Raw genomic sequence first — 22,511 nt, 5'->3', positions numbered from 1 at the left:
GATCAGGCCGGGTCGGGCCGGATCAGGCCGGGTCGGGCCGGTCGGCCGGCTGCGCCTGCCGCTGCTCGGCGGTCTGCTGGTCCACCGCCGGCGCGCCCTGCTCGATCGCCGGCGCCGGCTGCCCGGTCTCGACGGCGGCCGGGCCGCCGGCCATGGCGGCCCGGATCTGGTCCAGCCGCGAAGCGCCCGCGACGTCGAGTGATGCCTTCTCCACCTCGAGCATCCGGCCCTCGACCGAGGTCTGCGCCAGCTCGGCCTGCCCCAGGGCGTTGGCGTACCGGGCCTCGATCTTGTCGCGGACCTCGGACAGCGAGGGGGTGTTGCCCGGCGCCGACAGCTCGTTGACCTGCTTGAGCGAGCTCGCCACGTGCTCCTGCATCTTGGCCTGCTCGAGCTGGCTCATCAGCTTCGTCCGCTCGGCCAAGGTCGTCTGCAGGCGCATCCGGCTCTGCTCGACCGCGCCGCGCGCCTGCTCGGCCGCCTGCAGCGCCTCGTCGTGGCTGCGCTTGAGGTCTTCCATCGCCTGCTCCGCCGCGACCAGCTGGGTCGCGAACGCCTGCGCGGCCTGCTCGTACTCGGCCGCCTTGGCCGCGTCCCCGCCGGCGCGGGACTTGTCGGCGAGGGTCAGCGCCTGGCGGGCCGAGCCCTGCAGCTTCTCGACCTCGCCGAGCTGACGGTTGAGCCGCATCTCCAGCTGGCGCTGGTTGCCCAGGACGGCGGCCGCCTGGTTGGCCAGCGCCTGGTGGCGCTGCTGCTCGGCCTCGATCGCCTGGGCGATCTGGATCTTCGGATCCGCCTTCTCGTCGATCTTCGCGTTGGCCGACGCGGTGAGGTACTTCCACAGCTTCACGAACGGGTTGGGCATCGGTCCTCCTGCTCCGGCGCCGCAGCCGGGTCGGCCAGGCGTGCGTCGTCCACCATGGTCCCAGGTGATCACCCCCGGTGACCAACCCGGTGGCCCGGCGATCCGCGCGGTTAGGGTTCGGCGTGCCTTCCGGGAAGCCGACGTTGTGCGTGCTGGGTGAGCTCGTGGTCGACCTGCTCCCCGTGCCGGAGGCCGGCGCCGGTCCGGAGGGCACCGCGCCGCGGTACGTGGCCCGGCCGGGTGGGAACGCGCTCAACGTCGCCGTCGCCGCCGGGCGGCTGGGTGCCCCGGTGGCCCTCCTGGCGCGGCTCGGGACCGGCCCGCTGGGCGCCGCGCTGCGCCGGCACGCCGAGCTGTCGGGGGTGGACGTCAGCGGGTTCGTCCAGGCGGCCGAGCCGGTCAGCCTCGCCGTCATCGGCCTGCGGCCCGACGGCGCGCCCGACTACGGCTTCCACGTCAACGGGGCCGCCGACTGGCAGTGGACCGACGCCGAGCTCGACAGCGTCCTGCCGGACTCGACCGCGGTGCTGCACGTCGGCTCGATCTCCGGCTGGACCGATCCGGGTGCCGCGGCGATCGCGGCGCTGGTCGAGCGGCTGGCCGGCCGGGCGCTGATCAGCGTCGACCCGAACATCCGACCCCCGCTCGCCGACGGTCCGGTCGGCGCCTCGCTGGGCAACGACCGGGCCGGCGTCACCGCCCGGCTCGACCGTCTGGTCGCGCGGGCCGACGTCGTCAAGGTCAGCGCCGAGGACCTGGAGTGGCTCGAGCCCGGCGCCGGGGACCTCGACGGGACGGCGCAGCGGTGGGCCGACCGCGGCCCCGCCCTGGTCCTGCTCACCGACGGCGGCGCACCGCTGCGGATCGCCCGCCCCGGCCGGCCGCTGCTGCACCGGGAGCCGCCCCGCGTGGAGGTGGCCGACACGGTGGGTGCCGGCGACTCCCTGGCGGCCGGGCTGCTCAGCGGGTTGCTGGCCGCCGGGGTCACCGACCGCGCGTCGCTGGAGCGGCTCCCCGACGAGCGGCTGCTCGAGATCGTGGACGAGGCCGCGCTCGTCGCCGCCCTCGCGTGCACGCGGGTCGGTGCGGACCCGCCCACGCGGGCCGAGGTCGACGCCGCCCGGGTCGCCCGGTGAACGACGGGATCCGGCTGGTCCCGTTCACCGAGCTCTCGGCGACGGTGGCCCGCGGACGGCTGTTCGCGGCGCACGACAGGTTCCACCCCACCGACGCGCGCGAGCTGCACGACCCCGTCTGGTTCCACCAGTTCGGCGGGTTCGGGGCTCTGGCGATGAGCGCCGACGGGGAGGACGTCGGCTACCTGCTGGGCGCGGTGACGGTGGACCGGCTGGCCTACCTGCACCTGCTCGCGGTGCGCGAGGACCGGCGCCGGACCGGGATCGGGCGCCGGCTGAGCGACTGGTTCGACGAGCTCGCCCGCAGCGTGGGCGCCCGGGCCGTGCAGGCGGTGGTGCGGCCGGACGACGCGGCGGCGTCGGCGTTCGCTGCCGCGCTCGGCGCTAGTCCGCACCTGTCGGTCGACCACGCCGGGCCCGGTCAGGACCGGATCGTGCTCACCCGGTCGCTCCCGGCCGGCTGACCCGGCGCGGTCAGCGCGACCGCCAGCCGGGCCGCCTGCCGGTGCCGCGCGCTCGACCGTCCCGGATGCAGCACCACGCCGGCCAGCCAGCGGCCCGCCAGGTCGCCGCCGTCGTCGTCGAGCCCGAGGGCTGCGGCCAGCCGGCCGGTGAGCTGCTCCCACTCCGGGTCCGGCACCGCGAGCATCGCGGTGAGCACGTCGGGCTCGCTCTCGGCCAGCCGGCGCAGCACGGGGTGGGCCCCCAGCTCGTCGGCGAGCAGGGCGAGGCCGTCCGCGACGGGTAGCGCCGTCACCAGCTCCTCGAGCCGGTCCAGCTCCCGGGCGAGCAGCTCGCGGGCGACCTCGTCCTTGGTCCGGAAATGGTTGTACAGCGTCGCCTTCGCGACGCCGGCCGCCGCGGCGATCGACTGCATGGTGCTGCGCCGCAGCCCGTGCTCGGCGAACGCGCGCGCGGCACCGTCGAGCAGGCCCCGCCGCGTCGGGTGGACGTCGCGACGCCGGTAGCCAGGCACCTCAGGCCGCGAGCGAGACCGCCTCGCCCCGGCGCGCGGCCGGGCGGGCGGGCGCACCGACCAGCGCCAGCGCGGGCTCGGCGGCGGCGTCCTCGGTGACCTGCTCCTCCTCGGCGGCGGGCGCCGCGTCCGGCTGGGCGAGGGGGCGCACGTCACCGGAGGTGGCGCTGCGCATCCCGAGGCTGACCTCGGCCAGCAGGTCGGCCAGCTCGACGTCGAGGGCGTCGCAGATCGACGCCAGCAGCTCGGAGGACGCCTCCTTCTGACCGCGCTCGACCTCGGAGAGGTAGCCGAGGCTGACCCGCGCCGCGCCGGAGACGTCGCGCAGCGTCCGGTGCTGACGCAGCCGGTGACCCCGGAGGGTGCTCCCGAGCTGGGTGCGCAGCAGCAACATGGCGGCTCTCCTGTCCTGCGAGCGGGGAAGCTCGACGTCCTCGCGGACGTCGTGCGATCACGGTACGCGCCGTCGCGCGTGCGAGCCGGATCACCCGGCACGCGTCCTCTCAGGGCGTAACGCGACGGCGGCCGTCGCGCTTCCCGGCCGGCCCGCCGCAGCTCGCGCAGGGGATCAGCGGAGCCGGGCCAGCAGCGCGTCGGTCGCCGCGGTGACCGCTGCGCGGCGCACCCGGTCCCGGTCGCCGGGCAGGTCGAGCTCGTGCACGTCGGTGCGCCGGCCGTCGGAGACGCCGACGTAGACCCGGCCCGGCCGGTGCCCGTCGACCCGGTCCGGCCCGGCCACGCCGGTCAGGCCGACGCCCCAGGTCGCGGCGCAGCGCTCCCGGACCCCCTCGGCGAGCGCCGCCGCGGTCTCGCGACTCACCGGGCCGTGTGCCACCAGCGTCCCGGCGGGGACCCCGGCGAGAGCCGCCTTGAGGTCGGTGGCGTAGACGACCACTCCCCCGCGCAGCGTCGCGCTCGCCCCGGGCACCTCGGCCAGCCCGGCGCAGAACAGGCCCGCGGTGAGCGACTCCGCCGCCGCGACGGTCTCCCCGCGGTCGAGCAGCGCGCGGTGCAGGTCGGCCGCCGACATCAGGCCGCGGTGTCGGTCCGGGTCCCCGCCGTACCGGCCGGGCCGGCGGCGCTGCGGCGGGCCTCGGCCGCCCGCATCGCGCGGGCGCTCGTCCGGCGCAGCATCAGTGCCCGGTACACGTAGTCCAGGCCGGTGACCACCGTGAGCACCAGCGCGGCGGCCATCACCCACCACCGACCGGTCGCCAGCGCCCCGGTGAGCGGCAGGATGTACAGCCCGATCGCCAGCGCCTGCAGGACCGTCTTCAGCTTGCCGCCGCGGCTGGAGGCGATGACCCCGTGCCGGATGACCCAGAACCGCAGCAGGGTGACCCCCACCTCGCGGACCAGGATCACCGCGGTGACCCACCAGGGCAGCAGCTCGAGCAGGGAGAGCCCCACGAGCGCCGTCCCGGTGAGCGCCTTGTCCGCGATGGGGTCGGCGAGCTTGCCGAACTCGGTGACCTGGCCGGTGCGGCGGGCGATCATGCCGTCGTAGCGGTCGGTGATGATCGCCAGCCCGAAGACCAGCGTCGCCCAGTACCGGCCGGCGTCGTCCAGCCCGTCGTCCTGCAGCAGCAGGACCGCGAACAGCGGAACCACCGCCAGCCGGAGCACCGTGAGCGCGTTGGGCAGGTTGACGATCCGCACCGACGACGGCGGTGTGGCGGCGGGGTCGGTGGGCACCGCGCTCATGCGCTCACCTCCCGGCTTCCGGCACGGCCGGCACGAGCGCGCGGGCGACCAGGTCCACGCCCTCGGTGCCGACCACCCGGGCCGCGACCAGCTCGCCGGCGACGGCGCCCGCAGGCACCTCCGAGACCGTGGTGGTCCCGTCGGCGTCCGGGTCCTGGTGGGCGGCGTGTCCCAGCCACGTGCCGGCGCCCTCGCTCGCGGCGAGGTCCTCGGTGAGCAGCACCTCGACCCGCGCGCCGATCCGCTCCTCGGCGCGCTGGGCGGTCAGCTCCTCGACCAGGTCGGTGATCCGGCGGACGCGGGCGTCGATCTCGGCCTGCTCGAGCTTTCCGGGCAGGCCGACCGCCTCGGTCCCCTCCTCGTCGGAGTAGCCGAACACGCCCACGGCATCCAGCCGGCCCTCGGTCAGGAAGCGCTCGAGCTCGGCGACGTCGTCCTCGGTCTCCCCGGGGAAGCCGAGGATCACGTTGGTGCGGAAGCCGGCGTCCGGCGCGAGCGCGCGGGCGCGCTCGATCAGCGCCAGGAAGTCGTCGGTGCCGCCGAACCGGCGCATGCGGCGCAGCAGCGACGGCGAGGAGTGCTGGAACGACAGGTCGAAGTACGGCGCGACGCCCGGGGTGGCCGCGATCAGCTCCAGCAGCCCCGGCCGCATCTCGGCCGGCTGCAGGTAGGCCACCCGCACGCGGGCGATGCCCTCGACGGCGGCCAGCTCGGGCAGCAGCTTCTCCAGCGATCGGAGGTCGCCGAGGTCCTTGCCGTAGGAGGTGGAGTTCTCGCTGACCAGCACCAGCTCGGTCACGCCCTGCTCGGCCAGCCACTGCGCCTCGCCGAGCACCTCGGCCGGCGGGCGGGAGACGAACGCTCCGCGGAAGGTCGGGATGGCGCAGAACGCGCAGCGCCGGTCGCACCCGGACGCCAGCTTCAGCGCGGCGGTCGGACCTGTGGCGAGGCGCTTGCGGCGCAGCCAGTCGTGCCCGGGGATCACGGGGGCGTCCGCAGCGGCTCGGGCGGCGCTGCGCTGCACGGGGCTGATCGGCAGCAGCGTGCGCCGGTCGCGCGGGGTGTGCGGCACGAGCGGGCGCCCGGCGATGACGTCGTCGAGCCGGTCGCCGATCTCGGCGTAGTCGTCGAAGCCCAGGACAGTCGCCTCGGGCAGCGCGCCGGCCAGTTCGGAGCCGTACCGCTCGGCCATGCACCCGACGGCGACGACGGGCGCACCGGTGTCGGTGGCGGCGAGGATGGCGTCGACGGAGTCCTTCTTGGCCGACTCGATGAAGCCGCAGGTGTTGACCAGCACCGCGTCGGCGCCGTCGGCGTCGTCCACCAGCTCGTAGCCGCCCGCCGCCAGCCGGCCGGCCAGCTCCTCGGAGTCGACCTCGTTGCGGGCGCACCCGAGAGTCACCACCGCCACCGTTCGGGCGGGGCGCGGTGCAGCTGTCACCCGGCCATCGTAAGGGCCGGTCGGCCGATGCCGGCCGAACGTGGGGTGACGCTCATCCCTCACCACCGCCGCGCAGGGTGAACAACACCGACTCCAGCTCGTCGGGCTTGACCAGCACGTCGCGGGCCTTGGAGCCCTCGGACGGGCCGACGATCCCGCGGCTCTCCATCAGGTCCATGAGCCGGCCGGCCTTGGCGAACCCGACCCGGAGCTTGCGCTGCAGCATCGACGTCGAGCCGAACTGGCTGGTGACGATGAGCTCGACGGCCTGGACCAGGAGCTCGAGGTCCGCGCCGATGTCCTCGTCGATCTCCTTCTTCTCACCGGCGCCACCGGCGGTGAAGACCTCTTCCCGGTACTCGGGCTCGGCCTGCCGCTTGGTGAACTCGACGACAGCCTCGATCTCGGCGTCGGTGACGAACGCGCCCTGGACGCGCATCGGCTTGCCGGCGCCGATGGGCATGAACAGCGCGTCACCCATGCCGATCAGCTTCTCCGCGCCCGGCTGGTCGAGGATGACCCGGCTGTCGGTCAGCGACGAGGTCGAGAACGCCAGGCGGGAGGGCACGTTGGCCTTGATCAGGCCGGTGACGACGTCGACCGACGGGCGCTGCGTGGCGAGGATCAGGTGGATGCCGGCGGCGCGGGCCTTCTGGGTGATGCGGACGATGTGGTCCTCGACGTCGCGCGGCGCCACCATCATCAGGTCGGCGAGCTCGTCGACGATCGTGAGGATGTACGGGTAGGGGCGGTAGACCCGCTCGCTGCCCGGAGGCGTCTGGATCTCGCCCTTCTCGACCTTGCGGTTGAAGTCGTCGATGTGCCGGACGCCGGTCGACTTCATGTCCTGGTAGCGCTGCTCCATCTCCTCGACCAGCCAGGCCAGCGCGGTGGCCGCCTTCTTGGGGTCGGTGATGATCGGCGTGATCAGGTGCGGGATGCCGTCGTAGGGCGTCAGCTCCACCATCTTCGGGTCGACCAGGATCATCCGCAGCTGGTCCGGCGTCGCGCGCAGCAGCAGCGAGGTCAGGATCGAGTTGACGCAGCTGGACTTTCCGGCCCCGGTGGCACCGGCGACGAGCAGGTGCGGCATCTTCGCGAGGTTGGCGCAGACGAAGCCGCCCTCGATGTCCTTGCCGAGGCCGACCAGCATCGGGTGCGGGTCCTGCTTGGCGGCGCCGGAGCGCAGGACGTCGCCGAGGGACACCTTCTCGCGGTCGGTGTTGGGCACCTCGATGCCGACGGCGGACTTGCCCGGGATCGGCGCGAGGATGCGGATGTTGTCGTTGGCCACCGCGTAGGCCATGTTCTTGGTCAGCTGGGTGATCTTCTCGACCTTGACGCCCTGGCCGAGCTCGACCTCGTACCGGGTGACCGTCGGGCCGCGGGTGAACCCGGTGACCGCGGCATCGATGTTGAACTGCTCCAGCACGCCGCTGATGGCCTCGATGGCGACGTCGTTGGCCTTGGAACGGGCCCGCGGCGGGTCCCCCGGGCGCAGCATCGACAGGGCGGGCAGCACGTAGTCGCCCTCGACCGGCTGGATGGACAGCTGCTCCGGCTCGGTGATCGGGGGCAGGTCGTCCGCGGGCAGCGTGCGGTCGACCACCGGCGGCCGGGCGGCGGGGCGCAGCTCCACGTGCTCGGGCTCGGTGGTGAGCGTGGAGTCGACGCCGGCCTCCAGCGCCCCCAGGTCGACCGGGCCGGTGGCCAGCAGGTCCTCGGACAGGGTCTTGCGGCCGAACCGCCGTCCCTTCGGCGCCTCCGGCTCCTCCTCGTCGTCGTACTCGTCCTCGTCGTAGTCGTCCTCGACGCGGCCGAGCAGCCGATCGGCCAGGTCCCGGAGCCGCTCGGGGATCTGGTGGACCGGCGTGGCGGTGATGACCAGCAGCCCGAAGAACGCCAGCAGGCCGAGCAGCACCACGGTCACGACGCTGCCCAGACCCGTCACCAGCGGGGTGCCGACGGCCCAGCCCAGCACGCCGCCCGAGCCGGGGATCCCGCCCTCCGGATCGGCGGGCGTGCCCACCACCTGGGCGATGCCCAGCACCGACGCCAACGTGCACAGCCAGCCGATGACCAGCCGTCCGCGCGCCTCGGGGCGCGGGCCCCGGCGCAGCAGCCGCAGCGCGGCGAAGAAGAGCACGACCGGCAGCACCATCACCAGCGAGCCGATGACCCAGCGGACGCCGTCGCTCAGCGCGACGCCCACCGGTCCGATGCCGTTGGTCCAGGCTGCGGCCCCGAGCACCACGGCCAGCCCGAGCACCGCCAGGCCCACCCCGTCGCGCCGGTGCTCCGGCGCGAGGGGCTCAGCCTCCTCCGGCCGGGCCACCGAACGTGCCAGCCCGCCGGCACCTCGGGCGAGCAGCCCCCACGTGCCGCTGGCGACGCGCCACAGGCTGAAGCCGGCGTCCTTCTTGCGCGGGGCCGGGCGGCGGTTGGCGGTGCGCTTGGCGGCGGGCCGCTTCTTGCCGGCCGCGGTCGATCCCGAGCGGCCCCGGTTGGACGCCGGCCGGCGCGACGACGTGGTGCGGGCAGGCATGTGTCGAACCGTAATCGGCTCGGAGGCTCCGGACGGGCAGGCAGCCCGTCGTGTCCCCCCTGAGCCGTCCGTCTCATAACGTCACAGTTCCCTGGAACGCCCGCACGCGGGTGCACGAGTACGGCGGCGGGGCCTGGACCGTCGCCGACGGCACGCTGTGGTTCACCGAGTTCTCCGACCAGCGGCTCTACCGGCTCGACCCGGGGTCCGGGACACCGGTGGCCGTGACCCCGGAGCCGGCGCACCCCTCCGGGGTGCGGTACGCGGACCTGCGCGTCGTCCCGGGAGGCGTCCTCGCCGTGCGCGAGACGCACCCGGCCGAGGGCGGCGCCGCCGACGTCGTCAACGAGGTGGTGCGCGTCGGACCGGACGGCGACGCCGAGGTGCTGGTCAGCGGGCCCGACTTCGTGTCCGACCCGCGCCTCGCGCCGGACGGCGTCACGGTGGCGTGGCTGCAGTGGAACCACCCCGACATGCCGTGGGACGCGGCCCAGCTGGTCGTCCGCGGCGCCGACGGCTCGGAGACCGTCGTCGCGGGCGGGCCGGGCGAGTCCGTCGTCCAGCCGGTGTGGGGCGCCGACGGCGTGCTGTGGTTCCTGTGCGACCGCACCGACTTCTGGTCGCTCTACCGCTGGTCACCCGGGTCGGAGGCCGAGCTCGTCCTGGACGTGGGAGCCGACATCGCCGGCCCGCAGTGGGTGTTCGGCGCCAGCCGCTTCGCGCTTCTCGACGACGGCCGGGTGGTGCTGGCCTACGGGCGGGACGGCGGTGACCGGCTGGCCGTGCTCGCCCCCGGCGGGGAGCCGCGCGAGCTCGACCTGCCCTACGCGGCGCTGCGCCAGCTGACCGCGATCGGGGACGCCGTGGTCTGCGTCGCCGGCGGCCCGGACAGCGAGCCGGTGGTCGCGCAGGTGAGGCCGGACGACGGCGCGCTGGAGGTCCTCCGCCCGGCGCGCGAGCTCGGGCTGGACCCGGCGTGGTTCTCCCGGCCGGAGCACGTGGCCTTCCCGACCCCGGACGCGGGCACCGGCATCGCGACCGCCCACGCGCTGGTCTACCCGCCGACCAACCCCGAGGCGGCGGCGCCCGAGGGCGAGCTGCCACCGCTCCTCGTCCTCGTCCACGGCGGTCCGACGTCGGCGGCCTCGCCGGTGCTGAACCTCGCCGTCCAGTACTGGACGTCGCGCGGGTTCTGCGTGGCCGACGTCGACTACCGCGGCTCCACCGGATACGGCCGCCGGTACCGGGACGCGCTGCAGGGCCGCTGGGGCGTGGTGGACCTCGACGACGTCGTCGCCTGCGCCCGGTACCTCGCCGACGCCGGCCGGGTGGACCCGGCGCGCATGGCGATCCGCGGCGGATCGGCGGGCGGGTACACCACCCTGGCCGCGCTCAGCATGCGGCCCGGCGTGTTCACCGCGGGCGCCAGCCACTACGGCGTGGCCGACCTCGGCGCGCTCGCGGAGGAGACCCACAAGTTCGAGTCCCGCTACCTGGACGGGCTGGTGGCGCCGTGGCCGGCGGGCCGGGCGGTCTACGAGGAGCGCTCCCCCATCCACCACGTCGAGGCGCTGGACACCCCGCTCGCGGTGTTCCAGGGCGACGAGGACGCGATCGTGCCGCCGGACCAGTCCGAGACGATCGTCGCCGCGCTGCGGGCGAAGGGGGTGCCGCACGCCTACCTGCTCTTCGCCGGCGAGCAGCACGGCTTCCGCAAGGCGGCGAACATCCGGGCCGCGCTGGACGGTGAGCTCTCCTTCTACGCCCAGGTGTGGGGCTTCGACCTCCCCGACGGCGAGGGCATCCGCCCGATCGAGGTCGTCGGCCTCTGATGGGGCTCCGGCCCGCTCGCGAGGACGACCTCCCGGCGTTGCGCGAGATCGAGCGCGCCGCCGGCCGGGCCTTCGCGGGGCTGGGCATGCACCTGGTCGCCGAGGACGAACCGCCGTCGCTCGAGGTGCTGCGGGAGTACGCCTCGGACGGCCGGGCGTGGGTGCGCACCGACCACCGGGACCGGCCGGTGGCCTACCTGCTGGCCGACGTGGTGGACGGCTGCGCGCACCTGGAGCAGGTGAGCGTGCACCCCGACTCGGCGGGCTCCGGCCACGGGCGACTGCTCGTCGAGCACCTGGTGGCGTGGGCGAGGCAGCGGGACCTGCCCGCGGTCACCCTCACCACCTACGTGCACGTCCCCTGGAACGGCCCCTACTACCGCCGCCTCGGCTTCCGTCCACTGGCCGAGGCCCAGCTGAGCCCAGGCCTGCGGCACATCCGGGCGACCGAGGCCGCGCACGGCCTGGACCGCTGGCCCCGGACCGCCATGCGGCTCGACCTGGGAACCACCTGACAGCGATTCCGGAACGAGAGAGTTCGCCTCTTGGCTGGAGTCACTCCAGCTTCGGCTGCAGCGGGGTGGGGCGCGCGCCGATAGACGGCGCGGTGATCACGGATCGGATCACCGGCCGCGAGGTGCGGCCTTCGCCACCGCTCCAGCCACGGAAGGCACCGACTCAGATGAAGGCTTCTCCCGCGACACGGGTCACCCCCGTCAAGGTCCTCGGCACCCTCGCCGCCGTCACGCTGGTGGGCGTGCTGGGCGTGGCGGGGACGACGGCTGCGCTGAGCGACACCACCGACAGCAACGCCAACGAGTTCGACGCCGGCGAGGTCACCCTCGCGGACAACGACTCGGGCACCTTCATGTACGACGTCGACAACGCGGAGGCGGGCGACGCCCCCGTCGAGCGGTGCATCCAGATCTCCTACACCGGGACGAGGGACAGCACCGTCGAGCTGTACATGGACAGCACCCTCGACACCCTGGCCCCGTACGTGGACCTGCGCGTCGAGGCGGGGACGCAGACCTCCCCGTCCTTCCCGAACTGCACCGGCTTCACCGCGGCGGCGACGCTCTACGACGGCACGCTCGCCGGCTTCCGCGCGGCCCACGGCGCGGCGGGGGGTGGGGCGGTGTTCAGCCCCCGGGGCGTCGGCAACCCCTGGCAGCCCGACGACACCGCCGTCTACCGGGTGACCCTGGAGCTCTCCACGGACACCCGCCTGCCGGGTGAGAACTTCTCGGGCGCGCACACCTACACCTGGCGCGCCGACGGCGCCTGAGCCCGCGGTGCGTCACCTGCTGCGCATCGCCGGCCTGGTCGCCGGTGTGGGTCTGGTCCTCCTCGGGGGGCCGGCTCTCACGCCGGCGGCCGGACCGGCACCCCTGCCCCTCACCGTCGATGCCTCGCTCGTCCGCAGCGGCGAGATCGGCGTCGAGGGGGCGGGCCTGCTGGTCGGGGCCGAGGTCCGTCCCGAGCCCGGTGGCGCCGCCCGAGGCCGGCAGGGCCTGGTCTCGCAGACATCCGTCCCCGTCGACGTCACCCTCCAGGACGTCGGCCCACCCACCGGTTGGGAGGAACACCTGTGGCTGCGCATCGCGCTCGGCGACGCGGTGATCTTCCACGGGCCACGGTCGTCATTACGGCAGACGACCTCCTCCCCCGTGCGGATGGCCCCCGGCACGCGCGCGGACGTCGACGTGGAGGTCAGCCTGCCGCCCGGGGCGCCGGACGTGCACCAGGGACGGCGGACGGACGTGCGCCTGCTGATCGCCTCGACACCCGTTCCTCCCGCATGGGCCTGAACGGCGGCGTCCTCGTCAAGCTGGCGCTGACGGTGGTGGTCCTGTTCGGTGCGTCGTCGGTGCTGGAGGGCGGCACGGAGGCTGCGCTGTCGGGGACGACGGAGAACGCCGCGAACTCGTTCTCCGCGGGCACCGTCTCCCTCACGGACAACGACGCCGGCAGCGCGCTGCTGTCGCTGGTGAACGCCCGACCCGGCGCACCGGTGACCAATTGCCTGCAGGTCACCTACACCGGCTCGCTCACCGCCGGCGTGCGGCTGTACGGCGCGTTCGCCGGCCCGCTGGCACCGCACGTCCGCATCACGATCACCCGCGGGACCACCGCGACGCCGACGTTCGGCACCTGCACCGGCTTCACCGCCGATGCCGCCAACCACCGCGGCCTCGGCGCCGGGGTGCTCTTCTCCGGCCCGCTCTCGACGTATCCGACGACGTTCGCCACCGGGCTCGTCGACCCCACCGCCGCGTGGGCCACCAACGGCCGGGTCTCCTACCGCTTCACCGCCGAGATCATCGACACCAACGCGGCGCAGGGTCTGAGCAGCACGGCGACCTTCACCTGGGAGGCGCGCAGTTGAGCGGCCGGGCGCGGTCCGGCCTGGGCGCGGCGACGGCGCTGCTCGTCTGGGCACTGCTGGGGGCCACGGCGGCCCTGGCCTGGCTGGTCACCGGGGGCCAGCACGAAAGGGTACGGGCGATGAGCGTGCTGTCCGGCAGCATGGCCCCCGCCCTCGAGGTCGGCGACCTCGTCGTCAAGAGGCTGGTGTCCCCGACGGAGCTGGCGGCCGGCGACGTCGTCACGTACCGGGACCCGGCCCGCAACAGATACGTCACCCACCGGGTGCAGAGCATCGTCTGGCGGGGCGACCTGGCCGACGTCATCACCCGCGGTGACGCGAACGAGGTGGGCGAGGAGTGGTCGGTGCCCGCCGAGGGGACGGTGGGGCTGGTCGTCCTGCGCGTCCCGGCCGCCGGCTACGTCCTCGCCGGGCTCGGGACCACCGTCGGGCAGCTGGTCCTCGGCGCGGTCGCGCTCGGGTTGGCCGGATGGGCGATCGAGCTCATCTGGCGCCGACCCGAGCCGCCGCGCGTGCCGGAGGTAGCCGGCCGTGCGCGCTGACCGACCGTGGGCGCGTCTCGCCGGGGTGGCCGTCCTGGGGCTCGTCCTCCCGGTCCTCGGGCTCGCCTCGCCCGCCGGCACGGAGGCGGCGTTCTCGGCCACCAGCGGTAGCGCCACCTCGTTCAGCAGCGCCGCGGACTGGCTGCCCCCGGTGATCAGCCGGACCGTCGTGCTCAAGGAGGAGGGCGGCATCCCGGGCTACATCCGGCCGAACGGGCAGTACCGCGTGCACGCCGCGGTCGTCGACGATCCGTCGTCCAACCCGCCCAGCGGGCTCGGCGCGGTCACCGCCGGCCTCACCGGACTGCCGACCATGGCGCTGGGCGCGGGGGCGGCCACGGTGGCCGGGCAGAGCTACACCCACCAGACGCCGTGGCAGACGGTGCCCTCCTACGCCCCGGCGGGCACCTACGAGGGATGGGTGCGGGCCTCGGACCTGAGCACACCGGCGCACACCTCCGCCGACGTGCCGGTGGACGTCGTCGTCGACACCACCGCCCCGTCCGGCACGTCCGTGGCGATCGTCAACGGCGGGGTGGTGCGCCGACCGGACGCCGGCGACCGGGTCACGGTCACGTGGGGCGAGGTCGTGGATCCGCACAGCGTCGTGACCGGCTGGACCGGCGCCGCCATGGACGTCACGGTCCGGATCACCAACAGCATCGCGACCGGGGGTGACGTGCTGACGATCTGGAACGCGGCCAACTCCGCGCAGCTCCCCCTTGGGCAGGTGACCCTCGGCGGCAACTACGTCAGCGCCACCACGACCTTCGGCGCGGCAGGTGCCGCGACCAGGTCACGGTTGAGCTGGGCGGCCGCGCCAGGAACGCAGCTCCTCGTCACGCTGGGGCCGCCGAACGTCGCGGGGAACGTGGTCACGAGCACGACGGCCGGCACGCTCGTCTGGACGCCGTCGGCGACCGTCTACGACCGGGCCGGGAACCGGTCGACGACCACCGCCGTCGCCGAGACCGGCACCGCCGACCGCGACTTCTGACGCGGGTCAGACCTCGAGGACCGTCGGGATGATCATCGGCCGGCGGCGGTGCTTGTCCGACACCCACTTGCCGACGGTCCGGCGGATGATCTGGGACAGCCGGTGCGGGTCGACCTCGTCGTCCTGCAGGGACCTGCGCAGGTTGTCCTCCACGAGGCGGAGCACCTCGTCGAACGCCGACGGGTCGTCGGAGAAGCCCTTGGTCGACAGGTGCACCGGCCGCACGATCGTGCGGGTGGACGGCTCGACCACCACAGTCAGCGCGACGAAGCCCTCGTCACCGAGGATGCGCCGGGCCTGCAGCGACTCCTCCCCGACGTCACCCACGTTGAGCCCGTCGACGTAGACGTCCCCGACCGGGACGCTGCCGACGATCGAGGCCTTGCCGTCGACGAGGTCGACCACGACGCCGTCCTCCGCGAGCAGGACCCGGTCGGCGGGCATGCCCGTCTCCTCGGCGAGCTTGGCGTGCGCCCGCAGGTGCCGCCACTCGCCGTGCACCGGCATCAGGTAGCGCGGCTTGGCCACGTTGAGCAGGGTGCGCAGCTCACCGGCGGGGGCGTGGCCGGAGACGTGCACCCGCGCGGTCTCCTTGTGCACGACCGTCGCGCCGAGCCGGGCCAGGCCGTTGATGACCTTGTAGACGGCGGTCTCGTTGCCCGGCACCAGCGACGAGGCGAGGACGACCGTGTCGCCGGGCTCGATGGTGACCTGGTGGTGGTCGCCACGGGCCATGCGGCCCAGCGCCGACAGCGGCTCCCCCTGCGAGCCGGTGCTGACCAGCACCACCTGCTCCGGCGGCATCGTGGCGGCGTCGTCGAGGGAGACCATCAGGCCGGGCGGCATGTGCAGCAGACCGAGGTCGCGGGCCACCCCCATGTTCCGCACCATCGAGCGGCCCACGAGCGCGACCTTGCGCCCGTGCATCGCGGCCGCGTCGAGCACCTGCTGGATGCGGTGCACGTGGCTGGCGAAGCTGGAGACGATCAGCCGCTGGGTGGCCCGGCGGAAGACGTCCTCGAGCACCGGCCCGATGCTGCGCTCGGGGGTGACGAAGCCGGGCACCTCGGCGTTGGTGGAGTCGGCCAGCAGCAGGTCGATGCCGCCGACACCGAGCCGGGCGAACGCACCCAGGTCGGTGAGGACGCCGTCGAGCGGCAGCTGGTCCATCTTGAAGTCGCCGGTGTGCACGAGCAGGCCCGCCGGGGTGTGCACGGCCACGGCCAGGGCGTCGGGGATCGAGTGGTTGACCGCGATGAACTCGCAGTGGAACGGCCCGGCGAGGTGGTCGTCGCCGGCGGCGACCTCGACCAGCTCCGGGTCGATGCGGTGCTCCCGCAGCTTGGCCTTGACCAGGGCGAGGGTGAACCGCGAGCCGACCAGCGGGATGTCGTCGCGCATGCGCAGCAGGTAGGGCACGGCCCCGATGTGGTCCTCGTGCCCGTGGGTCAGGACGACGGCGACGACGTCGTCGAGGCGGTGCTCGATCACGCCGAAATCCGGCAGGATCAGGTCGACGCCCGGCTGCTCGGCCTCGGGGAACAGCACGCCGCAGTCGATGATCAGCAGCTTGCCGTCGAACTCGAGCACGGCCATGTTGCGGCCGATCTCGCCGAGCCCGCCCAGCGCCATCACCCGCAGGCCACCCTCGGGCAGCGGCGGCGGGGCCTGGAGATCCAGGTGCGGCTGGGTGACCTGGCCGCTCATCGGGAACCACTCACAGGTGAACGCCTCCGTCGGCGAGGTCGATGCGCAGTTGCGCGAGCTGTTCGTCGGTGGCGTCGACCAGCGGCGGCCGCAGAGGGCCGGCCGGCAGGCCGAGCGCGTTGAGCGCCGCCTTCACCAGGATCGCGCCCTGGGTGCGGAAGATGCCGGTGTAGACCGGCAGCAGGCTGTCGTTGACGGCGCGGGCCCGGGCCAGGTCGCCGGCCTCGACGGCGGCGACGAGCTCGGCCAGCCGCGGTCCGACCAGGTGGCCGACCACGCTGACCACCCCGACCCCGCCCATGGCCAGGATCGGCAGGTTCAGCATGTCCTCGCCGCTGTAGTAGGCGAGGTCGGTGCGCTTCTTCGTCCAGGCCAGGGCGCCGAGGTCGCCCTTGGCGTCCTTCACCGCCACGATCCGCGGGTGCTCGGCGAGGCGGACCAGGGTCTCGACCTCGATCGGCACCACCGAGCGGGGCGGGATGTCGTAGAGCATCACCGGCAGGTCGGTGCTGTCGGCCACGGTGGTGAAGTGGCGCAGCAGGCCGGCCTGGGGCGGCTTGTTGTAGTACGGGGTGACGACGAGCAGCCCGTGGGCGCCCGCGCGCTCCGCGGCGCGGGCCCGGTCGACGGTGTGCGCGGTGTCGTTGGTGCCGACACCGGCGAGGACGGTGGCGCGATCGCCGACGGCGTCCAGCACCGCCTCGAGGACGGCGTGGGACTCGCCGTCGCTCATCGTGGGCGCCTCACCGGTGGTGCCCAGCACGACCAGGCCGTCGTGCGCCTGCCGGTCGACGAGGTGCGCCGCGAGCTCCTGCGCCCCGGCCAGGTCGATCGAGCCGTCCTCGGCGAAGGGGGTGACCATCGCCGTCAGCACGCGGCCGAACGGCCGGGCCGGGTCGGTGGTCATGAGGACGAATCTACCGAGCCGTGTCTTCGGAGCCGGTCCCGCCCACGGCGACCCGCTCGTACTCCGAGACGGCGTACCGCAGCCCCGCGGACTCCGACACCGACCACCCGCTCGCCGGCGTCCGGGCCGTGCGGGTCCAGCCGGCGTCCGGCACGGGCGCCCAGGTGTCCCCCTCGACGTCGGCGTCGACCTCGGTGACGACCAGCCGGCCAGCGTGCGGCAGGAACGCGGTGTACACGGCGCCGCCCCCGATGACCCAGAACGACCGGTGCTCGTCGAGCACCTGCCGCACCGAGTGCGCGGGCACCGCGCCGTCGGCGGTCCACGTCCGGTCCGAGGTGAGGACGACGTTGCGCCGCCCGGGCAGCGGGCGGAACCGGTCGGGCAGGGACTCCCAGGTGCGCCGGCCCATGACGACGGTCGACCCGGTGGTGAGCCGGCGGAACAGGGCGAGGTCCTCGGGCAGGCGCCACGGCAGCGCGCCGTCCGCACCGATCACCCCGCCCCGGGCCTGCGCCCAGATCATCGAGACGGCGACCTGCTCGGGCCCGGTCACACCGCCACGGCCGCCCGGATCGCCGGGTGGTGCCGGTAGCCGTGCACCGTGAAGTCGTCGTAGGTGTAGTCGAACAGCGACGGCGCCGGCGCGAGCTCCATGGTGGGGAACGGCAGCACCTCGCGGGAGAGCTGCTCGGTGACCTGCTCGACGTGGTTGCTGTAGATGTGGCAGTCACCGCCGACCCAGATGAACTCACCGGGCTGCAGGCCGACCTGCGCGGCGACCATGCGGGTGAGCAGCGCGTAGCTGGCGATGTTGAACGGCACGCCGAGGAACATGTCGGCGCTGCGCTGGTAGAGCTGGCAGGAGAGCGTGCCGTCGGCGACGTAGAACTGGAAGAACGCGTGGCAGGGCGCGAGGGCCATGTCGGGCAGCGCGGCCACGTTCCAGGCCGACACGATCATCCGGCGCGAGTCGGGGTCGGAGCGCAGCGTGTCGAGCACCTGGGCGATCTGGTCGATGTGCTCGCCCTCCGGCGTGGGCCAGGAGCGCCACTGGACGCCGTAGACGGGGCCGAGTTCCCCCTCCGGGGAGGCCCACTCGTCCCAGATGGTGACGCCGTTGTCCCGCAACCAACCGACGTTGCTGTCACCGCGCAGGAACCACAGCAGCTCGACCGCGATCGACTTGAAGTGCACCTTCTTGGTGGTCACCAGCGGGAAGGTCTCGGAGAGGTCGTAGCGCAGGCGCTCGCCGAACAAGCTCACCGTGCCGGTGCCGGTGCGGTCCTGCTTCGGCGTCCCCTGCTCCAGGATCCGGCGCAGGAGGTCCTCGTACTGGGTGTCGATCGGTGCTGCCACGAGCCCGAGACTACGGCGGGGTACCGACGGTCGGCAGCCGCCCGGCGCACCCGTCACAGGCGGCCCACTGGCGGACTCAGCCCTCCCCGACGAGCGGGCTCGCGGCCACCTCGCTGCCGTCGGCGAGCGCGCTGATCCGGAAGTCGCCGAACACGTTGCCGGCGACCCGCTGGAGCTCGCGCAGGCAGGCGACCGCCAGCTCGCGGATCTCGACGTCGGCGTGCTCGCTGGCCCGCATGGCGACGAAGTGCCGCCACGCGCGGTAGTTCCCGGTGACCACGATCCGGGTCTCGGTGGCGTTGGGCAGCACCGACCGGGCCGCCTGTCGTGCCTGCTTGCGGCGCAGCGTGGCCTGCGGCTGGTCGGCGAAGCGCTGCTCGAGGCCGGCCAGCAGCCGGTCGTAGGCCTCCAGCGCCGAGCCGGTCGCCGCCTCGAAGAGGGCGTGCAGTTCGGGGTCCTCGGCGATCACCGCCGGTTCCACCATCCCGGCGTCCCGCTCGGGGGCGTAGCGCTGGGAGAGCTGGCTGTAGGAGAAGTGCCGGTGGCGCACCAGCTCGTGGGTGAGCGACCGGGAGACGCCGGTCAGGTACATGGTCACGGTGCCGTGCTCGAGCACCGACAGGTGGCCCACCTCGAGCAGGTGCCGCAGGTAGGCGGCGTTCGTGGCGGTGGCCGGGTTCGGCTTGCTCCACGACTGGTAGCAGGCCCGACCGGCGAACTCCGCGAGCGCCTGGCCGCCCTCTGCGTCGGTCTCCCACGGCACGTCGGCCGGCGGCGTGAACTGGGTCTGGGCGATGACCTGAACCCTCAGGGGCACGATCTCGGGCACGGCGCCGAGCCTACGGCCGAGGTGGCGGCACACTGGGGGCGTGGACCGGTGGCCTGTGCTGGTCGCCGTCGGCGGCGGACTGCTCGCGCTGTGGCTGGTCCTCCTGGCCCCCCTGTGGCGGGCGCGGGCCGACGACCTCACCGCCCGCGAGGCGCTGCTGCTGCTCCCGGACGTGGTGCGACTGGTCCGGCGGCTGGCCGCGGACGGGTCGCTCCCCCGGGGCGTGCGGCTGCGCCTGTGGTTGCTGCTGGGCTACCTGCTCCTGCCGATCGACCTGGTCCCCGACGTGATCCCGGTGCTCGGCTACGCCGACGACGTCGTGGTCGTGGCGTGGGCGCTGCGCTCGGTGATCCGGCGAGCCGGGCGCGACGCCCTGACCCGGCACTGGCCGGGCCGGCCGGCGGGCCTGGCCGTGGTGTGCCGCCTCGCGGGCGTCACCCCGGACTGACACCGGCGACAAGCAGGTCCGGTGCCAGGTCACCACGATCGGCGACCGCGACGTCGTCGAGCTGCAGCCAGTCGGCCATCAGCCGCAGCTCGGCCGCCAGCTCGGCGGCGACCTCCGCGCGCGGGACGCCGTCCTCGGCGAAGGCCGCTTGCACGCGCAGCACCGAGGCCTTCCGGTCGGCCTTCAGGTCCACACGGGCGACCAGCCGATCGCCCAGGAGGAACGGCAGCACGTAGTAGCCGTGCACGCGCTTGTGCGCCGGCGTGTAGATCTCCAGCCGATAGCGGAACCCGAAGATCCGTTCCACCCGGGGCCGCTCCCAGACCAGCGAGTCGAAGGGGCTGAGCAGGGCGCGGGCTCGGATCCACCGAGGACGGCGCGCACCCGGGTCCAGCCAGGCGGGCTTCCCCCACCCGTCCACCACGACGGGCAGCAGCTCACCGGCGTCGGTGAGCTCCGCGATCGCCGTCCGCGCGTCCGCCGGGGAGAGCCGGAAGTAGTCGCGCAGGTCGGTCTCGGTGGCGACGCCGAGGGCTCGAGCGGCGGTGCGGACCAGCTCGCGGACGGCGTCGGCACGCTCGGGCACCGGCTGGGCGAGGACGGCCGCCGGGAGGACCCGCTCGGTGAGGTCGTAGACGCGCTCGAAGCCCGCCGTCCGCCCTCGGGTGGTGAGCACCCCGGTGAAGAACAGGTACTCCAGCGCCGCCTTGCCGACGTGCCAGTTCCACATGCTGCCGGGGCGGTCGGGGCGCACCTCCCCGAGTTCGGCAGCCCGCAGCGGGCCGCCGTCGCGGATCCGCTCGACCAGCGCGGCCACGTAGTCGGGCCGCTCGCGGGCCACCCGGTTCATCGAGCCCCACGCCTCGGTGGCGGCCGCGGCCATGCGCCAGCGCAGGTAGGGGTGCAGCCGGACCGGCAGGAACGACGCCTCGTGCGCCCAGTACTCGAAGACGACGCCGCGCCCGTCGGTGAGCGCGTCGAGCCGATCGCGCGGGTAGGCGCCCAGCCGGCTGAACAGCGGCAGGTAGTGCGCGCGCGACAGCACGTTCACCGAGTCGATCTGGACCACGGCCAACCGCTCCATCGTCGACCGCAGTTGGCGCGTGCCCACCGGCGTGGACGGCCGAGGCGTCGCGAACCCCTGCGCCGCCAGCGCGATGCGCCGGGCCAACGGGGCGGACAGGCGCTCCTGGTGGGTCACGCACCGATCCTGCCCTCGGCCACCGACAGAGCGATGCGCAGACCCTGCCTAGGCTCGCTCCCGTGGACCCCTCGCCGTTCCCCCGCCTGACCGGCTCCGCCGACGTGTCGGTCCGGCCGGCCCGCGCGGACGAAGCGGCCGCCATCGCCCGGGTGCAGGCCATCGCCTGGCGCACGGCGTACCGCGCGACGCTGCCCGCCGAGGTCCTCGACACCTGGGACGAGGCCGCCGCCGCCGAGGCCTGGCGGGCCGCCGTCTCCTCCCCGCCGACCCCGGGGCACCTGGTGCTGGTCGCGCTGGAGAAGGAGGAGCTCGTCGGCTTCACCGCCTTCGGCCCGGCCGAGCTCGCCGACGGGGAGGCATCCGACCCCGGTGCCCCGATGGCCGAGATCGCGACGCTACTCGTCGAGCCCCGGTGGGGCCGGCGTGGCCACGGCAGCCGGCTGCTCGCCGCGGTCGTCGACATGGCCCGTTCCCACGGCGTCGTCGGGCTCCGGACCTGGCTCCCCGAGTCCGACCGCGTGTCCGCGTCGTTCTTCGAGTCGGCCGGGTGGGAGCCCGACGGCTGGGCCCGGACCCTCGACACCGGCGGGGCACCGCTGCGCGAGCTCCGCTGGCACGCGCTGCTCCACGACGAGGAAGGCGAGCGGCAGTGACCTTCGAGGGTTTCCCCGACGAGGGGCTCGTCTTCTACGAAGGCCTGGAAGCCGACAACAGCAAGACCTTCTGGACGCAGCACCGGTCGGACTACGAGTCCTTCGTCCGCGCTCCGATGCTCGCGCTGCTCGAGGAGCTGTCGCCCGAGTTCGGCCCGGCGAAGGTGTTCCGCCCCTACCGCGACGTCCGCTTCTCCCACGACAAGACGCCGTACAAGACGCACCAGGGAGCCGTGGTCACTCCCGAAGGCCGTGGCACCGGTTCGTTCTACGTGCAGATCTCCGCCGACGGCCTGCTCGTCTCCGGAGGCAGTTGGCGGCTGGAGAGCGATCAGGTGGCGCGCTACCGCCGAGCGGTCGCCGACGACGTCCAGGGTCCTCGGCTGGAGACCGAGGTCGCACGCCTCCGCGCAGCGGGATGGGAGATCGATGGCGAGCGGCTCGTGCGGGTGCCCGCCGGCTACTCCGCGGACGACGAGCGCCTGGACCTGCTCAAGCACAAGTCGCTGCACGCGACCCGGCACTGGGTCCCCGAGGAGTGGCTGCACACGCGAGCCGCCCTCGACCGGGTGCGGGACGCGTGGCGCGACCTCGCCCGCCTTACCGCCTGGCTCGCCGACAACGTCGGCGCGACGACCAAGGAACCCCGCCGCTGACGCCCCGCTTTTCTCCGGAAAAGCAGACGGCTTTTCCCCGGAGAAGCGGGCGGGGGTATGGCGAAGGGCCCCAGCCTGGTGGCTGGGGCCCTTCGTGAATGGTTGTCCGGCGGCGTCCTACTCTCCCACCCCGTCTCCAGGGCAGTACCATCGGCGCTGAGAGGCTTAGCTTCCGGGTTCGGAATGTTGCCGGGCGTTTCCCTCTCGCCATGGCCGCCGTAACTCTGTGAACATGTGGAACCAGGTGCTGGTTCGTGCGTTCAGAACCGCACAGTGGACGCGAAATCTTCGTATCTGACCCGTGAGCAGGAGGTGCTCGCA

General features: G+C 74.0%; 25 protein-coding genes and 1 rRNA gene. 12 read left to right on the top strand and 14 right to left on the bottom strand.

Going from position 1 to position 22,511, the window contains the following annotated elements; translation table 11 throughout:
- Nucleotides 1-22: 22 nt before the first annotated feature.
- Nucleotides 23-865, bottom strand: a complete 843-nt coding sequence (locus A6V29_RS15160) for a PspA/IM30 family protein (RefSeq protein WP_137161078.1) — start codon at nt 863-865, stop codon at nt 23-25.
- 122 nt (nt 866-987) lie between these two features.
- Here A6V29_RS15160 and A6V29_RS15155 point away from each other — a divergent pair, with 122 nt between their 5' ends.
- Both A6V29_RS15155 and A6V29_RS15150 read left to right on the top strand, forming a co-directional pair.
- On the top strand, nt 988-2,001 hold the full coding sequence (locus A6V29_RS15155) for a PfkB family carbohydrate kinase (protein ID WP_137161077.1): 1,014 nt from the start codon (nt 988-990) through the stop codon (nt 1,999-2,001).
- A complete protein-coding gene (locus tag A6V29_RS15150) occupies nt 1,998-2,465 on the top strand; it encodes a GNAT family N-acetyltransferase (protein ID WP_137161076.1) in 468 nt (155 codons plus the stop codon). Before A6V29_RS15155 ends, A6V29_RS15150 begins: the two co-directional genes overlap by 4 nt.
- Here the strand turns inward: A6V29_RS15150 and A6V29_RS15145 are convergent.
- The 6 genes from A6V29_RS15145 to A6V29_RS15120 all read right to left on the bottom strand — a co-directional run bounded on the left by A6V29_RS15145 (nt 2,423) and on the right by A6V29_RS15120 (nt 8,667).
- A complete protein-coding gene (locus A6V29_RS15145; protein ID WP_249933258.1) occupies nt 2,423-2,977 on the bottom strand; it encodes a TetR family transcriptional regulator in 555 nt (184 codons plus the stop codon). The two genes, A6V29_RS15150 and A6V29_RS15145, sit on opposite strands and share 43 nt — an antisense overlap.
- Nucleotide 2,978: 1 nt before the next feature.
- Nucleotides 2,979-3,371, bottom strand: a complete 393-nt coding sequence (locus tag A6V29_RS15140) for a helix-turn-helix domain-containing protein (RefSeq protein ID WP_137161074.1) — start codon at nt 3,369-3,371, stop codon at nt 2,979-2,981.
- Between the two features lie 174 nt (nt 3,372-3,545).
- Nucleotides 3,546-4,007, bottom strand: a complete 462-nt coding sequence (locus A6V29_RS15135) for a CinA family protein (RefSeq protein WP_137161073.1) — start codon at nt 4,005-4,007, stop codon at nt 3,546-3,548.
- Nucleotides 4,007-4,681 (bottom strand): CDP-diacylglycerol--glycerol-3-phosphate 3-phosphatidyltransferase, encoded by a 675-nt coding sequence (pgsA, locus tag A6V29_RS15130; protein ID WP_137161072.1) that lies wholly within the window; start codon nt 4,679-4,681, stop codon nt 4,007-4,009. The genes A6V29_RS15135 and pgsA overlap by 1 nt, the downstream gene beginning before the upstream one ends.
- 4 nt (nt 4,682-4,685) lie before the next feature.
- Nucleotides 4,686-6,122 (bottom strand): 30S ribosomal protein S12 methylthiotransferase RimO, encoded by a 1,437-nt coding sequence (rimO, locus tag A6V29_RS15125; protein WP_137161071.1) that lies wholly within the window; start codon nt 6,120-6,122, stop codon nt 4,686-4,688.
- Between the two features lie 52 nt (nt 6,123-6,174).
- Nucleotides 6,175-8,667 carry an FtsK/SpoIIIE family DNA translocase gene (locus A6V29_RS15120; protein ID WP_137161070.1) on the bottom strand — a complete coding sequence of 831 codons (2,493 nt, stop codon included), beginning with the start codon at nt 8,665-8,667 and terminating at the stop codon, nt 6,175-6,177.
- Between the two features lie 50 nt (nt 8,668-8,717).
- Here A6V29_RS15120 and A6V29_RS15115 point away from each other — a divergent pair, with 50 nt between their 5' ends.
- The 7 genes from A6V29_RS15115 to A6V29_RS15090 all read left to right on the top strand — a co-directional run bounded on the left by A6V29_RS15115 (nt 8,718) and on the right by A6V29_RS15090 (nt 14,427).
- Nucleotides 8,718-10,499 (top strand): alpha/beta hydrolase family protein, encoded by a 1,782-nt coding sequence (locus tag A6V29_RS15115; RefSeq protein WP_137161069.1) that lies wholly within the window; start codon nt 8,718-8,720, stop codon nt 10,497-10,499.
- Nucleotides 10,499-11,014 (top strand): GNAT family N-acetyltransferase, encoded by a 516-nt coding sequence (locus A6V29_RS15110; protein WP_137161068.1) that lies wholly within the window; start codon nt 10,499-10,501, stop codon nt 11,012-11,014. The genes A6V29_RS15115 and A6V29_RS15110 overlap by 1 nt, the downstream gene beginning before the upstream one ends.
- Nucleotides 11,015-11,181: 167 nt before the next feature.
- Entirely contained in the window at nt 11,182-11,787 is a 606-nt protein-coding gene (locus A6V29_RS15105) for a SipW-dependent-type signal peptide-containing protein (RefSeq protein WP_137161067.1), read from the top strand.
- A 7-nt stretch (nt 11,788-11,794) separates the two neighbouring features.
- On the top strand, nt 11,795-12,310 hold the full coding sequence (locus A6V29_RS15100) for a hypothetical protein (RefSeq protein WP_137161066.1): 516 nt from the start codon (nt 11,795-11,797) through the stop codon (nt 12,308-12,310).
- Entirely contained in the window at nt 12,301-12,888 is a 588-nt protein-coding gene (locus tag A6V29_RS21010; RefSeq protein WP_170977885.1) for a M73 family metallopeptidase, read from the top strand. The genes A6V29_RS15100 and A6V29_RS21010 overlap by 10 nt, the downstream gene beginning before the upstream one ends.
- A complete protein-coding gene (locus A6V29_RS21005) occupies nt 12,885-13,430 on the top strand; it encodes a signal peptidase I (RefSeq protein WP_170977884.1) in 546 nt (181 codons plus the stop codon). The genes A6V29_RS21010 and A6V29_RS21005 overlap by 4 nt, the downstream gene beginning before the upstream one ends.
- A complete protein-coding gene (locus A6V29_RS15090; protein WP_137161064.1) occupies nt 13,420-14,427 on the top strand; it encodes a hypothetical protein in 1,008 nt (335 codons plus the stop codon). The genes A6V29_RS21005 and A6V29_RS15090 overlap by 11 nt, the downstream gene beginning before the upstream one ends.
- A 6-nt stretch (nt 14,428-14,433) precedes the next feature.
- Here the strand turns inward: A6V29_RS15090 and A6V29_RS15085 are convergent, their stop codons facing one another.
- The 5 genes from A6V29_RS15085 to thyX form a co-directional block, all read right to left on the bottom strand.
- Nucleotides 14,434-16,134 carry a ribonuclease J gene (locus A6V29_RS15085; RefSeq protein WP_137161063.1) on the bottom strand — a complete coding sequence of 567 codons (1,701 nt, stop codon included), beginning with the start codon at nt 16,132-16,134 and terminating at the stop codon, nt 14,434-14,436.
- A 10-nt stretch (nt 16,135-16,144) separates the two neighbouring features.
- Entirely contained in the window at nt 16,145-17,041 is an 897-nt protein-coding gene (gene dapA / locus A6V29_RS15080) for a 4-hydroxy-tetrahydrodipicolinate synthase (RefSeq protein WP_137161062.1), read from the bottom strand.
- A gap of 10 nt (nt 17,042-17,051) precedes the next feature.
- Nucleotides 17,052-17,597: a dihydrofolate reductase gene (locus tag A6V29_RS15075; RefSeq protein WP_249933257.1), complete on the bottom strand. Its 546-nt coding sequence runs from the start codon at nt 17,595-17,597 to the stop codon at nt 17,052-17,054.
- Nucleotides 17,594-18,400: a thymidylate synthase gene (locus A6V29_RS15070; protein WP_137161061.1), complete on the bottom strand. Its 807-nt coding sequence runs from the start codon at nt 18,398-18,400 to the stop codon at nt 17,594-17,596. The genes A6V29_RS15075 and A6V29_RS15070 overlap by 4 nt, the downstream gene beginning before the upstream one ends.
- Before the next feature lie 76 nt (nt 18,401-18,476).
- Nucleotides 18,477-19,229, bottom strand: coding sequence for an FAD-dependent thymidylate synthase (gene thyX, locus A6V29_RS15065; protein WP_170977883.1), 753 nt, complete (start codon nt 19,227-19,229; stop codon nt 18,477-18,479).
- A gap of 40 nt (nt 19,230-19,269) precedes the next feature.
- Between thyX and A6V29_RS15060 the strand changes: the two genes are divergently transcribed.
- The gene (locus A6V29_RS15060; RefSeq protein WP_137161060.1) at nt 19,270-19,677 is read left to right on the top strand and encodes a YkvA family protein; all 408 of its coding nucleotides are present in this window, start codon (nt 19,270-19,272) and stop codon (nt 19,675-19,677) included.
- On the opposite strand, the gene A6V29_RS15055 is transcribed toward A6V29_RS15060, so the two are convergent.
- A complete protein-coding gene (locus tag A6V29_RS15055; protein WP_212719432.1) occupies nt 19,664-20,878 on the bottom strand; it encodes a winged helix-turn-helix domain-containing protein in 1,215 nt (404 codons plus the stop codon). The genes A6V29_RS15060 and A6V29_RS15055 overlap by 14 nt on opposite strands.
- A 62-nt stretch (nt 20,879-20,940) precedes the next feature.
- On the opposite strand from A6V29_RS15055, the gene A6V29_RS15050 reads away from it, so the two are divergent.
- Nucleotides 20,941-21,534, top strand: coding sequence for a GNAT family N-acetyltransferase (locus A6V29_RS15050; RefSeq protein ID WP_137161059.1), 594 nt, complete (start codon nt 20,941-20,943; stop codon nt 21,532-21,534).
- The gene (locus tag A6V29_RS15045) at nt 21,531-22,190 is read left to right on the top strand and encodes a DUF2461 domain-containing protein (RefSeq protein WP_137161058.1); all 660 of its coding nucleotides are present in this window, start codon (nt 21,531-21,533) and stop codon (nt 22,188-22,190) included. The genes A6V29_RS15050 and A6V29_RS15045 overlap by 4 nt, the downstream gene beginning before the upstream one ends.
- A 104-nt stretch (nt 22,191-22,294) precedes the next feature.
- Here the strand turns inward: A6V29_RS15045 and rrf are convergent.
- Nucleotides 22,295-22,411 (bottom strand): 5S ribosomal RNA (gene rrf / locus A6V29_RS15040).
- Between the last annotated feature and the right edge of the window lie 100 nt (nt 22,412-22,511).

This window comes from Blastococcus sp. CCUG 61487 (assembly GCF_005222955.1).
GTDB lineage: Bacteria > Actinomycetota > Actinomycetes > Mycobacteriales > Geodermatophilaceae > Blastococcus.
Note: the sequence above shows the minus strand (reverse complement) of the source record. Positions and strands in the feature narration are given on the sequence as shown.